Origin of the sequence: Mesorhizobium sp. 8, assembly GCF_006351905.1 — a bacterium.
In the GTDB taxonomy this organism is placed as follows: Bacteria; Pseudomonadota; Alphaproteobacteria; order Rhizobiales; family Rhizobiaceae; genus Mesorhizobium; species Mesorhizobium composti.
In genome coordinates, this window is record NZ_CP040914.1 from 3753426 (window position 1) to 3766563 (window position 13138).

Genomic DNA, 13138 nt, shown 5'->3' on the forward strand with positions numbered 1-13138 from the left:
AAAGGCGCCGGCGGTGCGCGGGCGAGGGAAAGGCTCCCCCGGGCTGGAGGAGCCTTCCATGGCCTCGGCCGCTTCGCCCGCGGTCCGTGCGCCGGGAACGCCGCTCAGGCGTTATGCCGGCCGATGAAGTCCAGCACCATCTCGTTCCATAGGTGCGGCCGCTCCCAGTAGGAGGAATGGCCCGAGTCCGGTGTCAGTCCGAGTTCGGCGCCCGGAATGCGGGACTGCACCAGCCTTGCCATCGACGGCGGCGTGTAGAGATCGGCCGCGCCGGTCGAGACGAGCACCGGCATCTTCCAGGCGGCCAGCGAATCCCAGGTGACGGTGTTGTCGTAACCCTGGCTGTCCATCTTCACCGTCTTGGCCTTGTGTTCGAGCTCGTTCCACAGCTTGCGCCCCTCGGCGTCGATATGCCGGTAGGACGGGCCAAGCTCCTTGAAGTCGTGCGGCAGCGGATCGAACTCATCGGGCCAGAGCAGCTTGTAGATTGCCCGGTAGTCGTCGTTACGAATGCCGACGATGGTGTTGGACAGCACCAGGCTCTTCAACCGGTCGGGATGCGAGACGGCGAAGTCGGTGGCGAACATGGCACCGGCGGCGGTGCCGACGAGATGGAACTTGTCCAGTTCGTAACGATCGACCACCTTGAGCAGATCGCTGGCGCCTGTGCCGGGCTTCTTCGTGTCGCCTACCGTCGAGCCGTAGTAGCCGCGCCGCGAATAGGCGATGACACGGTATCCCGCCTTGGCGAAAACCGGCGTCTGGTAACCCCAGACGAGCGCGCTGCCGGTGCCGGCATGCATCAACACAACGGGCGTTCCATCGCCGCCGCTGTCGAGGCACCAGAGGCTATGGCCGTCGCCGACGTCGACGAGACTCTCGGTTGTCTTCACCTGTTCGGGCAGGGGGATCGGCACGACGCCTTCGTCGGCGGCCGGCGTGGCGGTGGCGAAGCCGGTCGTCGTTGTGCCGCCGAGCGCGACCGCTGCGAGGCTAAAGGCGGCACCGGCCTTGAACAGGTCGCGGCGTCGAAGCGGCGTTGCAGGTTCATGGACTGAATCGGACATTCATATTCCCCTTCTCGTTGTTGACGACGGGACTATGAATTCCTGTTCAGCTTCAATGCAACAAAGTAAAAATCAAGCAGTTTTGAGAATTGATCTACTTTAATACTATATTGATAAGCACGATTCTGCACCGCAGCGATGCGGGTGAAAGACTTGATTGTTTCCGGCCTCGCGAGATGATCCGGATCGCGTTGCTTCAAGCGGTGTGCAGGGTGGCATCCGGCGGCAGGCCGAGCGCCGCGTCCTCGCGGAAATCGAGGCAGACGGCGGCGCCGTTCTCGAACGTCGTTTCGGCACCGGCGGCGACCTGCAGGCTGTTTCCGGCGGCTTTCACCCGATAGCGCGTCATGTTGCCCAGGAAGCCCGCGACCTCGACCTCGCCGTTCAGCCGGCTATGGCCCGGCCGCTGCGGCGCGCCGGCCTGCGTCAGGCAGATCGCTTCCGGGCGGATCGACACCGCGATACGCTGGCCGACCTCGACCGGCTGGCTGAGCAGGCAGCCGATGTCGCCGGCGCCATCCACCGTAACCCGTGCCACACCATGCCCGTCGGGCTCGCCTGCAACCGTCCCAGTCACCAGATTGGTGGCGCCGACGAAGCCGGCCACGAAGCGGTTGGCAGGTCTGAAATAGATGGCGCGCGGCGCGTCGAGCTGGACGACGCGGCCCTTGTCCATGACGGCCACCAGATCCGACATTTCGAGCGCTTCAGACTGATCGTGCGTGACGTAGATGGTGGTGACGCCGACCTCGCGTTGCAGGCGCTTCAACTCGCTGCGCATCTCCTCGCGCAGGGTCGCGTCGAGATTGGAAAGCGGCTCGTCGAGCAGGAGCAGGCGCGGCTGCCGCACGATGGCGCGGGCCAGCGCAACGCGCTGCTGCTGGCCGCCCGAAAGCCGGGTGGCGGAGCGTTTGCCGTAGCCATCGAGGCCGACGCGGCATAGCGCGTCGGCGGTCAGGCTCTCGATTTCGGCGCGGCCGTATTTGCGGTCGTGCGCCACGCGCAGCGGAAAGGCGACGTTCTCGAACACCGTCATATGCGGCCAGATGGCGTAGGACTGGAAGACCATACCGATGTTGCGCTTGTTGAGCGGCACGTTGACGCCGCCGGTATCGTCGAACAGCGTCTCGGCGCCGACGCGGATGCCGCCGCGGTCGGGTTGCTCGAGACCGGCAATGCAGCGAAGCGTCGTCGTCTTGCCGCAGCCCGACGGGCCGAGCAGGGTGAAGAAGGTGCCGGGCGCCAGTCGGAAGCCGACATCGCGGATGCCGCCGGCAAGACCGTCCTGACTGTTGAAGAATATCTTTTCCAGGCCGCTGACTTCGATGGCCGCCGTCGTTTCCATGGTTTCCTCCCGATCCTCGTCCGGCCGTTACCGGAAATGCAACTTCGCGCCGGTCAGTTCCTGCAGCCCGGCCGGCGTCACGCCTGGCGCCATATCGCGCACGACGAAGCCGTCGCCGGTCACGTCGATCACCGCCAGATCGGAATAGATACGCTTGACCGCGCGCAGCGCCGTCAGCGGATAGGTGCAGCGGCTAACCAGCTTCGGATCGCCGGCCTTGGTGCTGTGCGTGGTCATCACCCAGACATTGCGCGCGCCGGCGCCGAGGTCCATGGCGCCGCCCACCGCCGGCACCCTGTCGCTGGCCGAAGTCGACCAGTTGGCAAGGTCGCCGTTCTCGGCCACCTCGAAAGCGCCGAGAACGCACAGATCGAGATGGCCGCCGCGGATCATGGCGAAGCTGTCGCCGTGATGGAAGAGGGCCGCGCCCTTGACCAGCGTGACATTCTCCTTGCCGGCGTTGACCAGCCAGGGATCGGCTTCGCCCGGAGCCGGGAGCGGGCCCATTCCGAGAATGCCGTTCTCGGAATGCAATATGACCTCTCGCTCGGTGGGGATGTGGTCGGCCACCAGTGTCGGCAGGCCGATGCCGAGATTGACATACCACCCTTCGGGAATGTCGGCGGCGACCATGCGCGCCATGGTAGGCCGGTCGAACGGCGCGACCGCTTGCTCGGCGCTCATGATGATGCTCCCTTCTTCTCGCCCGTCGCCGCCAGCGGTGGGTCGCCATCGGGAACGTGCAGGACGCGATGGACGAAGATGCCCGGCGTCGCCACCTCGTCGGGGGCGATGGCGCCCAGCGGCACGATGTTCTGCGCCTGCACCACGCTCAGCCGACCGGCGGTTGCCATGACCGGATTGAAATTGCGACCGCTGCCGCGATAGCTGAGATTGCCCCAGCGGTCGGCGTTCCAGGCCTGCAGCAGCGCCACATCGGCCGGCAGGGCGAATTCCAGAACATGCTCCCGCCCGCCGATCGTCCTCGTCTCCTTGCCTTCGGCAAGTCGCGTGCCGGCGCCGGTCGGCGTGTAGAAGGCGGCGATGCCGGCTCCCGCGGCGCGGATGCGCTCGACCAGCGTTCCTTGGGGCACCACTTCCAGCTCGATCTCGCCCTTCCGGTAGCGCTCGTCGAAAGCGATCGAGCCGCGCGGAAAGCTGCAGATGATCTTTCCGACCGCGCCGCTGCCGATCAGCACGCCGAGGCCCGCACCGGCCTCGAAGCCCGCATTGTTGGCGATGACGGTGAGGTTGCGCACGCCGGTGCGCGCGAGTGCCTCGATCAGCGCGTTGGGCTGGCCGACCGCGCCGAAACCGCCGACGAGCACCGAAGCGCCGTCGCCGATGCCGGCCAGCGCGGCCTCCATGTCTGCGACCTGTTTGTCGATCATGCTCCTGCCCTCCGGCGTCCGTGCGTCAGCGGCCGAGGAAGCGCGGCGCGCGCTTTTCGGCGAAGGCTACACGCCCTTCCTTGCGGTCCTCGGTGTCGCGCAGCAAGCCCCAGACAAAGCGCTCGAGCTGCAGCGCGTCGCTAAGATGCATGTCCCGGCCGTTTCGGGCCAGCCGCTTCACTGCCTTCACCGACAGCGGTGCGTTGGCGGCGATGCGGCGCGCCAGCGCCGTTGCCTCCGCCAGCAACTCGGCCGCCGGCACGATGCGGCTTACCAGGCCGAGCCGCAGCGCCTCGGTCGCGTCGATCGTATCGCCGGTAAGCAGCATCAGCATGGCGTCGCTGGCGCCGATGGCGCGTGGCAGGCGCTGCGTGCCGCCGGCGCCGGGAATGGTGCCGACTTTGACTTCCGGTAAGCCGAAGCGGGCCTCGGGCGCTGCGAGGCGAATGTCGCAGGCCAGCGCCAGCTCCAGCCCGCCGCCCAGCGCAACGCCGTTTACCGCCGCGATCAGAGGTTTGTCGCATTCCAACGCGGCGGCGAAGCCGCGATCGCCGGCACCGGCAAAGGCCTGTGCGGCGTAAGGTCCACCGAGGTCGAGGGTCTTCTTCAGGTCCGCTCCGGCGCTGAAGGCGCGCTCGCCGGCGCCTGTCAATATCGCGACCCGGATGGCGTCGTCGGCGGCGACATCGGCAAATGCGCCGGCCAGCGCTTCGGCGGTTTCCGGATCGATGGCGTTCATTGCCTGCGGCCGGTCGATGACAATCGTGACGACATGATCGTCGACGCTGAAGCGCAGGGACGGGGCGGCGGCAGGCATGGAATTCACGATTCTCCCGGTGCCAGCGCAACCGCTGGCTTTGAAGGCGTAAGGCCGGTGAAGCCGGGGGTCAAACGACTTAACCGGCTCACCAATTGAGCTTTGCTCAATCCTGGAGGCAAAACATGCTCGACGCGTTGGCCCATGAATGGCCGGCTTTTGCCGGATTTCGTCGGTTTGATACAAGCTCGCCGGACGACGAAAAGGCAAATGCCCGTACCATGCCGCCGCACTGTCAAGGCTAGGCGTCAAGCCCGGCGACAGTTTCCACCGTGTCGAGCCGAATGAGGCTCTCGAACAGGCTACGCACCCCGGCCGCGTCGCGTTTGCCGGCCTGCGCGCAGGAAGCGAACTTGCGCCACAGTTCCTCCTCGCTCATCGGCCGTGTCCAGTGGCCGCGCGCGTAGTCGACGCTGGGCGCTTCGACGACCCGACCGCCGGCCAGGTGGATGCGCACGCCGCCGCTGAAGCCGAGATTGGGCTGGGTATCGGCGGCGATCGCACTGTCGGCCACGGTTTCGACACGCCGCATCAAAGCCTGCACGTCTGGTCGGCTGTAGAAGGGCTCGCCGAGCGCGGCGAAGGTCACGCCGCGCTCGATGATCGCCGCCGCGACCGCCAGCGGAACCGAGTGCGAGGGCACGAAATTGATGACCGACGGCGATTTGGAGATGACCGCGTATTGTGCGTCGCTGATGAGCAGTTCAATCCGTTCCACGTCTGCCGGCCGGATGTCGTGTGCCTCGACCAGGTCGAGTACCCCGTCGATGGCCCGTTGGGCCATGTTGCCGAAAGGATATTGCTTGACGTTGATGCCGACCGTCTCCAGTCGCCAGGCTTTGCCGAAATCGCCGATCGGCGTGTCGAGATCGACCGCGCCTTTCGGCGACAGCGCCGCCATCATGCCGCGCCCCGGCCGCTCCAGCGCATCGACCGGCGCCGACATGCCGGCTTCGGCAAGGCGGGCCGCAAGCACGCCGCCGGCGGCGGCGCGACCGATCTGGAAGGGGCCGACATCGGTGTCGAAACTGGCGGTGATGCCGCCTGACATCGAGGCCGCGATGCCCAGCGCCCTGAGAGTCGTCGCAGCGTTGAAGCCGCGCAGGTTTGCAAGCGCGAGTGAGACGGCCACCGCCCCGAAGCAGGCGGTTGCGTGCCAGCCTTTGCCCGAATAGCTGTCGGGGTCGCGCTCGGAAAGTCGCGCCCAGGGCTCGTAGCCAGCGGCATAGGCGGCGATGACGGCGCGGCCGCTGGCGCCGATGCGCTCGCCCTCGGCCAGCAGCGCCGGCATCAGTACCGTAGAGGTATGGCAGCCGGCGAAGGCGACGTCGTCGAACACGACGCTCGATGTGGTGACGGCATTGACCAGCGTGGCGTCGGCGACCGATGCGCGTTCGCGGCCGAACTGCAGGCGCGCCTCCTGGTTCGGCCCACGCGTGCCGATGGTGGCCAGGGCATGGCGCGACACCGGCATGTCGACGCCCGAAAGCATGACGCCGACGGTGTCGGCCATGCCGATGCGCACGGCCTCGACAGCGCGCGCGGGCAGGTGTTCGAAACTCAGCGCAGAAGCGAACTCGGCCAGGGTACGTGACAGCGGTGCCGGCATGATGATCTCCCGTTTGTTTTCACGATCCTTGCGGCCGGCGCTCGGCCGGTCAAACGAACTGTCCGCAACGACCGATGAGATTTTTTGGCCGCGGTCCGGATCGCGATCAATCCTCGTCCCGTTCCAGGCACATCAGCCTGAAGACCGGAAGTGCGGTGCCTTCCACGCTGTGGCCCGGCGCCAGTTCCACCGCCGCGTCGATGGCGATGCGCTCCAGGTCGCCGTCGACGATGTTGGTCATCATCGTCGGCCCCTCCGCCAGCGTGACATAGGCGATGGCATACTGAGGCTGGACGGTGCGGCTGATCGAATAGGAATAGATGCGCCCCTTTCCGCTCGCCTCGCGCCATTCGGTGTCGGTGCCGGCGCAATGGGGGCATACTGCGCGCGGGTACCAATGTGCCCGCTCGCAGGTTCTGCAATGCCGCAGCAGGAAGCGGCCTTGCGCCAGCGCGTCCCAGAATGCGCCCGTCTCCGGCTGATGATCCAGCGCTTCGGTCAGGCTCGCCATCGTCTACTCCCGCTCCAGGATCGCCGTCGCCGAACCGTGCCGCGTGCCAAGCATCCCGCCGGTGCCGTGCACCAGCGCGAGATCGCAATTCCTCACCTGGACGGCCGGATGCGCCTCGCCGCGCAGTTGCCGCACCGCCTCGATGATCTTGGTCATGCCGCCACGGTTGAACGGATGGTTGTTGCAAAGTCCGCCGCCGTCGGTGTTGAAAGGCAACCGGCCGACGCCCGAGATCAGGTTGCCGTCGGCGACGAAGGTGCCGCCCTTTCCTTTCTCGCAAAAACCGAGATCCTCGATCTGGACGATCACGGTGATGGTGAAGCTGTCGTAGAGCGAGGCGTATTTGATGTCGGCAGGCTTGATCGCGGCCTCGGCGAAGGCGGCGGCGCCACTGAAGCGGCCCGCCGAATAGGTGAGATCGATGTCGCCGCCGGACGTTCCCTTGATCGCCTCGCCGGTGCCGCGCAGCCGCACCAGCGGCCGTTTCAGGCTGCGGGCAATTTCCGGTCGCGTCACCACGACGGCGCCGCCACCGTCGGAAATGATGCAGCAGTCCAGCAGATGCAGCGGATCGGCGACCAGCTTGGAGGCCAGCACATCCTCTACGCTGACGACATCGCGCAGCATGGCGTTGGGATTGTGCTGGGCATGGTGCGAGGCGGCGACCTTCACCCAGGCGAGTTGCTCCGGCGTGGTGCCGAACTCGTGCATGTGGCGCATGGCGCACATGGCATAGACGTTGAGGATGGTCATGCCGAACGGCGTCTCCCACGCATAGTCCGGCTGGGCGGGGTTGTCGAAGGTGCGTTTGACGCCGCCCTTGGCCTGGCCTTCCGAGCGCGGCCTGCCGGCAAGCGTGACCAGCGCGACGTCGCATTTGCCGGCCGCGATCGCCTGCGCGGCGTGGCTGAGGTGGAGGATGTAGGAGGCGCCGCCGATGTTGGTGGAATCGACGTGGCGCACCTTCAGATTGAGGTAGTCGACCATCGAGAACGGGCCTGTGCCCGGCACGTCGCCGCCGCAGAAATAGCCGTCGACGTCGTCTTTCGAGAGCCCGGCATCGGCCAGGGCGCCCAAGGCCACTTCCGCATGGAGTTGCGCCAGCGATCTGTCGGGCGCCTTGCGCAGGGGATGTTCGTAGGCGCCGACGATATAGGCCTGGCCGTTGATGCTCATCCTCAGCGCTCCTGTCTTTGCGCGGATGCCGCGAGTTCGTCGTAGTGGGCCGTGGCGCGCATCGACGGTCGTTCCTGCACGGCTTGCCACCAGGCCGCAAGCGCCGGATGGCGGTCGCGCCAGTTCCAGTCGCGCGCGAACCTGAAATCGAGATAACCCAGTGCCGAGGCCAGCGCTACGTGACCGATGTCGAAGGCAGTGGGATCGGTACCGGTCATCTCGGCTTCGAGCGCGCGGAAGATATAGGGCAATTTCTTGCCGGCGGCGGCGATGCGCATGGCGGACTGGTCCGCCTGACGTCTCGACCGTTCGCTGAGCCAGTTGAGTAGAAGCGCGCTCAGCCCATCGCCCAGCGCGTGCCGCCGCTCGGCGGCAAGGCGCGCCCGCGGCGCGGCCGGGTGGAGCCTGCCCATGCCCAGAACGACATCGAGATAGTGGCAGATGGCAGCCGAATCGTAGACGGCCTCACCGTCGTCGGTCACCAGCGTCGGGATCTGACCGAGCGGATTGTGCGCCAGCAGCGCATCGTTCGGCTGGGTGGAGATGATGACGACCGGTATCCGTTCGATAGCGTCCGCTGTTCCCGTCTCATATGCCGCCACCATCACCTTGCGCACGAAGGGCGAGCGCGGCGACCAATACAGCTTCATGCTGCCCACCTTCAGGAAATATCAATCGTCCGTTGAATTTTGCTTCGCCTCACCCCACTCAAAGGACGGCACGCAGAGGCGTTTTTCTCAACGGAATTCATCAAAAAGCTCGAATTTCTATTGCCGTGAATTCGACAATGCAGCATGATCGCTGCACTGTCACGCTAGGCAAAGCCAAATCGTGACTTGGGTCAATCGACTAAATGAAAGGGCGCAATTGAGTAATCCTCAATTATATGCTGTCGGGCGGGTCGCCCGGTGACGCGCCGCTTGCCGCCGCTGAACGCGTTGCGCGCCTTTGAGGCGGCGGGGCGCCACGTCTCCTTCACCAAGGCGGCGGAAGAGCTTTTCGTGACGCCCGGCGCCATCAGCCGGCAGATCAAGCTTCTGGAAGAAGTGCTGGGGGTCGAACTGTTCGAGCGCACCAGCCGCGACCTGCGCATCACCGACGAGGCGAGCGACTACGTCACCGTGTTGGGCGGCGTCTTCGATCAGGTCGATCGGGCGACCAAACGGCTGATGGGAGCGCATCGCGAGCGTTCGCTGCGCGTGCATTGCGCCATGACTTTCACGCTGCGCTGGCTGGTGCCGCGCCTGCCGCTGTTCCATCGGCTCTACCCGAAGCGGGAGATTCAGTTGGCGACATCGCTGTCGCCCATGCCGGTGAACCAGCTTTCGATGGGCGATATCGACATCGCCATCCAGCAAGGCGCCGGCGACTGGCCGGGCCTTGTCGTCCACCGTCTGGCCGGCAGTGCGCTGATCCCGGTCTGCAGCCCGGCTTTTCTCGAGCGGCTCGGCTCGCCGCCGTCGATCGAGGCCCTTGCCGAGCAGACCCTCCTGCATTCGATGGTTCGCAACAACGACTGGCGGGATTGGCTGGACGCGGCAGGGGCACGGCACATAGACGGCGCCACGGGGCTGCATTTTGAAAGCTCGACGCTCGCCTATCAGTCCGCCGTCGAAGGTCTCGGCGTTGCCATCGGCCAGATGGTGCTGGTGATCGACGACCTGATGTCGGGCCGCCTCGTGGCGCCGTTCGATCTGATCCATGACAACGGCGTCGCCTACTACCTCACTTATGTCGAGCACGCGATGAAGAAGCCGGGGCTGGCGGAGTTCCGCGACTGGATCCTGGCGCAGTCTGTCGAATACGAGGCGACGCTGCGCAACGCGCGGCTGCCCGATGGCAGGAGCCTGGCTTCGGGCTGACATCGTTGTGGCAGGTCAACTGCCGAGCTCGATGACCCCCGCCGCCGCCAGCGCGTCGATCTCGGCCGCGCCGTAGCCGCCGACCGTTTCGAGGATCTGGCGCGTGTGGGCTCCGACACCGGGGGCGGGGCGGCGTATCTCCAGCGGTGTTTCGGCGACCTGGACGGGAAAACCCTTGACCATGACGCCGCCCGGCTCGTGCAGCATGGCGTGCGACCATTCGGTGCCATGACGGGCCAGCACACCGGCGCCGTCGAGAACCGGAGCGGCGCTGAGGCCGATGCCCGTAAGGAAGGCCACGGCGTCGTCGCCCGTCCGGCAGCCGACTTCGGCCGTAATCGCGGCGCGCAACGCCTCGGGCGAGGCCGGCTCCGGCGAAGGCAACGCCGCGCCCAGCCGTTCTCGGTCCCGCGCATGGACTGTCACGGCTACCCAGCGCCCGTCGGCGGTACGAAAACAGTCCTGCAACGGTGATGCCGCCTGGGCGTTGCCTTGGCGCGATACGGCTTGCCCTGACGAGGCGGCGACGAAGCGGTCGCCGATCAGGAAGGCCGCGAGGTCGCGTTGGGAAATGTCGAGATGGGTGCCGCAGCCGCCCTGACGCACCGCGCGCAACGCGCTGGCAATCATGCCGGCGGCGAACAGCGCGACGATCTGGTCGGGATAATTGACGTCGCGGCCCGATACTTCCGGTTTGCCGCCTGCGTAACCGGTGACCCAGGCCAGGCCGCTCAGCGCCTCCAGCGTCGAGCCGTAGGAAACGTGGCCGGCGTCGGGACCGGTCTCGCCATGGCTGGAGACGGAGGCGAGCACGATGCCGGGATTGGCCGCGCGCAGGGCGTCGAAGGAGAGGCCGAGATTGGCCATGACGCCGCGCCGGAAATTTTCGACCATGACGTCGGCACGGGTCGCGAGCCTGAGCAGCACGGCGCGTCCCTCGGCTCGCTTCAGGTCGATGCTGATGGCCCGCTTGTTGCGGTTGGTGGCGCGAAACAGCGGCGGCAGCATGTCGGCCTCGTCGTGCCTGGCGTCGCCGGCCCAGATGCGGAAGGGGTCGCGATAGGTCGGCGATTCGACCTTGACGACGTCGGCGCCGAAATCCGCCAGCAGGGCCGATGTCGCCGCGCCGGCTGTGATGATGCCGAGATCGAGCACCAGGCATCCTTCAAGCAGGCTCATTGCACGGCGTCTTCCATTGAACCCTGGACTTCCGCCGTCCCGCGCAGCCAGGCCACCGGCAGACGCGGTGCGCGCGCGTTCGCGCCGATCGGCTGGAACAGGTCGCGGGCGCGATTATGCGGATCGCGCATTGCTTCATCGAGATTCCAGACCGGGCCGAGCGGCAGGCGATGGCGCCGCGCAAGGTCATGGATCTCGCGCCGCGTCATTGCCATGAACCGCCGCTCGATGAGGCCGGCCAGTTCGGCGGCGTTGGCCAATCGTTCCCGCCGTGTGGCGAAGCGCGAATCCTCCAGCGCCGGATCGGCGAGCGCCGCCGTCAGCCGCGGCCAGTCGGGCTCCTGATAGACGAGCACCGCGTGGCCGTCGGCGCAGCGCAGCACCTGCCATTCGGCGGCGGCCCCCGCGCGTCCATGCGGCAACTCGGCTCCGGCCTCGAGCGGAACGGCTTTCCAGTTCAGCCAGATCACCGTTTCCAGCAGACTGGCGCGGACGGTTCGCGGCGCTGCGGCAAGGCCCGGCCGCGCCAGTGCAGCGGCAAGGCCGCAATAGGCGCTGAGGCCGAGCGAAAAGGCTTCCTGGTGGCCTCCGAGGCGCAACGGCTCGCGCGCTGGATCGCCGACCATGGCGAGCAGCCCGCCGAGCGCCGCCAGCGTGAAGGCACTGGCCGGGCCATCGCTTTCGGCAAGCCTGCCGCCGAACATGGACAGCACGGCGCGGACCGGTGGCAGCGCGTCGAGGCCGAGCTTCTTGGCTAATCCGTGGTCGACGATGGCGACGTCGGCCGATGCCAGCAGCTTGGTGATCCCGGCGTCCGGATCATCGCCGCGCGCCACCGTCCTTTTGCCGTGCGACAGGAACAGCCGCGTCGATTCCTCAACCCCGTCGTTCCGGCCGGTCACCGCGATCACCTGCGCTCCGAGGTCGGCGAGAATGCGCCCGGCCATGCCGGCGGCCAGCGCCAGCGCGGCGTCGGCTGTTTCGCAAACCGCCTCGATCACGGTCAAACCCGCATAGGGGCGCGGCACTGTCATGTCAGGGTCCGTTGCCAAAGGTCGAACAGTTTTGCCCAGGTCGCCTCGGCCGCCTGCGGCTGGTAGGCACGTCCGGCGGCAAAGCAGTAGCCATGCTCGCTGCCGGGAAAGACGTCGATGTCGTGACGGGTCCCGGCGGCGGCGAGTGCCGTGCGAAGCGTCTCGATCGTCTTTGGCGGGGCGGCGCTGTCCGTTTCGGCGAAGCCAAAATAGAGCTCGCCCGGCACGTCCGCTACCAGCTTGTGGGGTGAGCCGTCGTCTTCGGTGACAAGGCCCACGCCGTAGAGCGAGGCGGCCGAGGCGAAACGCTTGGCGAATTTCGCGGCGGCGGCGACCACGTAGCGGCCGCTCATGCAAAAGCCGACGCACGATATGCGCTGGGAGATGGCCGCCGCTTCGCCGTCGAGAAAGGCCAGCATGCCAGCGGTGTCCTCGTTGACACGATCATTGTCGATCGAGCGCATGCACGCGCCGACGACCGCCGACATGCGCTCGTCACGCCGCGGCAGGTCGAACCGGACCGTACCGAGGCGATAGTAGAGGTCGGGTAACAGGCAATAGTAGCCGCCGGCGGCGATGCGCCGCGCCATGTTGCGCAGCTCTTCGCGAATGCCCGGCGCATCCATGTATAGGATGACGGTCGGAAACGGGCCGCTGCCTTCGGGATGGACCGCGAAGGCCGGCATGGTGCCGTGCCGGGTTACGATGGAAACGTCTTTTTCGTGCATTGTGCTCTCCGGCCGCTGGGTTCACGTCGGCGCGAGCATGAAGACATGCTGCTTGCGGTCAAGGTGCTGACGGTAGGCGATGGCGACACGGCGGCCGATCCAGTCACTCTCCGGTTCCGGCCCGATCAGGGTCGAGACGAGGATCGGTCCTTCGTCCAGCCGCACGGCGATGGCGTTATAGGGGACGGGGTGGTCGTCGAAATACTGGCGATGGAAGCGCACCCAGGACAGGATTTCGCCGCCGCCGGAAACGGCCGTCCATTCGTGGTCGAGCGAATGGCAGGCGGCGCAGACCGGACCCGGCGGGTAACGGAAGGCGCCGCAATGGCTGCATTTCTGCAATTCCATGTGCTGGCGCTCGAGGCTGTCCCATAGCGGCCGGTCGTAGAGCGTCATGACGCGCGTGCTGTCAGCCATGT

General features: G+C 66.6%; 14 protein-coding genes. 1 reads left to right on the forward strand and 13 read right to left on the reverse strand.

Translation table 11 applies throughout. The features are described 5' to 3' along the window. Positions 1-104: 104 nt before the first annotated feature. From FGU64_RS18205 to FGU64_RS18245, 9 genes are all read right to left on the reverse strand, one after another. The gene (locus FGU64_RS18205; RefSeq protein WP_139954454.1) at positions 105-1067 is read right to left on the reverse strand and encodes an alpha/beta hydrolase; all 963 of its coding nucleotides are present in this window, start codon (positions 1065-1067) and stop codon (positions 105-107) included. 196 nt (positions 1068-1263) lie between these two features. Next, entirely contained in the window at positions 1264-2412 is a 1149-nt protein-coding gene (locus FGU64_RS18210) for an ABC transporter ATP-binding protein (RefSeq protein ID WP_139954455.1), read from the reverse strand. Positions 2413-2439: 27 nt separating this feature from the next. Then, positions 2440-3096, reverse strand: a complete 657-nt coding sequence (locus FGU64_RS18215) for a 3-oxoacid CoA-transferase subunit B (RefSeq protein WP_180375566.1) — start codon at positions 3094-3096, stop codon at positions 2440-2442. After that, the gene (locus FGU64_RS18220) at positions 3093-3803 is read right to left on the reverse strand and encodes a 3-oxoacid CoA-transferase subunit A (RefSeq protein WP_139954456.1); all 711 of its coding nucleotides are present in this window, start codon (positions 3801-3803) and stop codon (positions 3093-3095) included. Before FGU64_RS18220 ends, FGU64_RS18215 begins: the two co-directional genes overlap by 4 nt. Before the next feature lie 25 nt (positions 3804-3828). Continuing rightward, positions 3829-4806, reverse strand: a complete 978-nt coding sequence (locus FGU64_RS18225) for an enoyl-CoA hydratase-related protein (RefSeq protein WP_246671147.1) — start codon at positions 4804-4806, stop codon at positions 3829-3831. 55 nt (positions 4807-4861) lie between these two features. Then, positions 4862-6229: an MmgE/PrpD family protein gene (locus tag FGU64_RS18230; RefSeq protein ID WP_139954457.1), complete on the reverse strand. Its 1368-nt coding sequence runs from the start codon at positions 6227-6229 to the stop codon at positions 4862-4864. Between the two features lie 106 nt (positions 6230-6335). Beyond that, complete coding sequence (locus FGU64_RS18235; protein ID WP_139954458.1) at positions 6336-6740, reverse strand: OB-fold domain-containing protein; 405 nt, start codon at positions 6738-6740, stop codon at positions 6336-6338. A 3-nt stretch (positions 6741-6743) separates the two neighbouring features. Continuing rightward, positions 6744-7916, reverse strand: coding sequence for a thiolase domain-containing protein (locus FGU64_RS18240; RefSeq protein WP_139954459.1), 1173 nt, complete (start codon positions 7914-7916; stop codon positions 6744-6746). A gap of 2 nt (positions 7917-7918) precedes the next feature. Next, complete coding sequence (locus tag FGU64_RS18245) at positions 7919-8566, reverse strand: glutathione S-transferase (RefSeq protein ID WP_139954460.1); 648 nt, start codon at positions 8564-8566, stop codon at positions 7919-7921. A gap of 270 nt (positions 8567-8836) precedes the next feature. Between FGU64_RS18245 and gcvA the strand changes: the two genes are divergently transcribed. After that, positions 8837-9778 (forward strand): transcriptional regulator GcvA, encoded by a 942-nt coding sequence (gcvA, locus tag FGU64_RS18250; protein ID WP_180375567.1) that lies wholly within the window; start codon positions 8837-8839, stop codon positions 9776-9778. Positions 9779-9793: 15 nt separating this feature from the next. Here the strand turns inward: gcvA and FGU64_RS18255 are convergent, their stop codons facing one another. The 4 genes from FGU64_RS18255 to FGU64_RS18270 are packed head-to-tail and all read right to left on the reverse strand — an operon-like array spanning position 9794 to position 13136. Continuing rightward, the gene (locus FGU64_RS18255) at positions 9794-10957 is read right to left on the reverse strand and encodes a CoA transferase (RefSeq protein WP_139954462.1); all 1164 of its coding nucleotides are present in this window, start codon (positions 10955-10957) and stop codon (positions 9794-9796) included. After that, positions 10954-11991: a CoA transferase gene (locus FGU64_RS18260; RefSeq protein ID WP_139954463.1), complete on the reverse strand. Its 1038-nt coding sequence runs from the start codon at positions 11989-11991 to the stop codon at positions 10954-10956. The genes FGU64_RS18255 and FGU64_RS18260 overlap by 4 nt, the downstream gene beginning before the upstream one ends. After that, a complete protein-coding gene (locus FGU64_RS18265; RefSeq protein WP_139954464.1) occupies positions 11988-12719 on the reverse strand; it encodes a dienelactone hydrolase family protein in 732 nt (243 codons plus the stop codon). Before FGU64_RS18265 ends, FGU64_RS18260 begins: the two co-directional genes overlap by 4 nt. 21 nt (positions 12720-12740) lie before the next feature. Continuing rightward, positions 12741-13136, reverse strand: coding sequence for an OB-fold domain-containing protein (locus FGU64_RS18270; RefSeq protein ID WP_139954465.1), 396 nt, complete (start codon positions 13134-13136; stop codon positions 12741-12743). Positions 13137-13138 lie beyond the last annotated feature (2 nt).

What these genes read in the sequence shown, in the direction of transcription:
- FGU64_RS18240 (WP_139954459.1), bottom strand. Translation starts at nt 7,916, where the DNA reads ATGAGCATCAACGGCCAGGCCTATATCGTCGGCGCCTACGAACATCCC.
- FGU64_RS18215 (WP_180375566.1), bottom strand. Translation starts at nt 3,096, where the DNA reads ATGAGCGCCGAGCAAGCGGTCGCGCCGTTCGACCGGCCTACCATGGCG.
- FGU64_RS18205 (WP_139954454.1), bottom strand. Translation starts at nt 1,067, where the DNA reads ATGTCCGATTCAGTCCATGAACCTGCAACGCCGCTTCGACGCCGCGAC.
- FGU64_RS18265 (WP_139954464.1), bottom strand. Translation starts at nt 12,719, where the DNA reads ATGCACGAAAAAGACGTTTCCATCGTAACCCGGCACGGCACCATGCCG.
- FGU64_RS18245 (WP_139954460.1), bottom strand. Translation starts at nt 8,566, where the DNA reads ATGAAGCTGTATTGGTCGCCGCGCTCGCCCTTCGTGCGCAAGGTGATG.
- FGU64_RS18270 (WP_139954465.1), bottom strand. Translation starts at nt 13,136, where the DNA reads ATGGCTGACAGCACGCGCGTCATGACGCTCTACGACCGGCCGCTATGG.
- FGU64_RS18220 (WP_139954456.1), bottom strand. Translation starts at nt 3,803, where the DNA reads ATGATCGACAAACAGGTCGCAGACATGGAGGCCGCGCTGGCCGGCATC.
- FGU64_RS18210 (WP_139954455.1), bottom strand. Translation starts at nt 2,412, where the DNA reads ATGGAAACGACGGCGGCCATCGAAGTCAGCGGCCTGGAAAAGATATTC.
- FGU64_RS18255 (WP_139954462.1), bottom strand. Translation starts at nt 10,957, where the DNA reads ATGAGCCTGCTTGAAGGATGCCTGGTGCTCGATCTCGGCATCATCACA.
- FGU64_RS18235 (WP_139954458.1), bottom strand. Translation starts at nt 6,740, where the DNA reads ATGGCGAGCCTGACCGAAGCGCTGGATCATCAGCCGGAGACGGGCGCA.
- FGU64_RS18260 (WP_139954463.1), bottom strand. Translation starts at nt 11,991, where the DNA reads ATGACAGTGCCGCGCCCCTATGCGGGTTTGACCGTGATCGAGGCGGTT.
- FGU64_RS18230 (WP_139954457.1), bottom strand. Translation starts at nt 6,229, where the DNA reads ATGCCGGCACCGCTGTCACGTACCCTGGCCGAGTTCGCTTCTGCGCTG.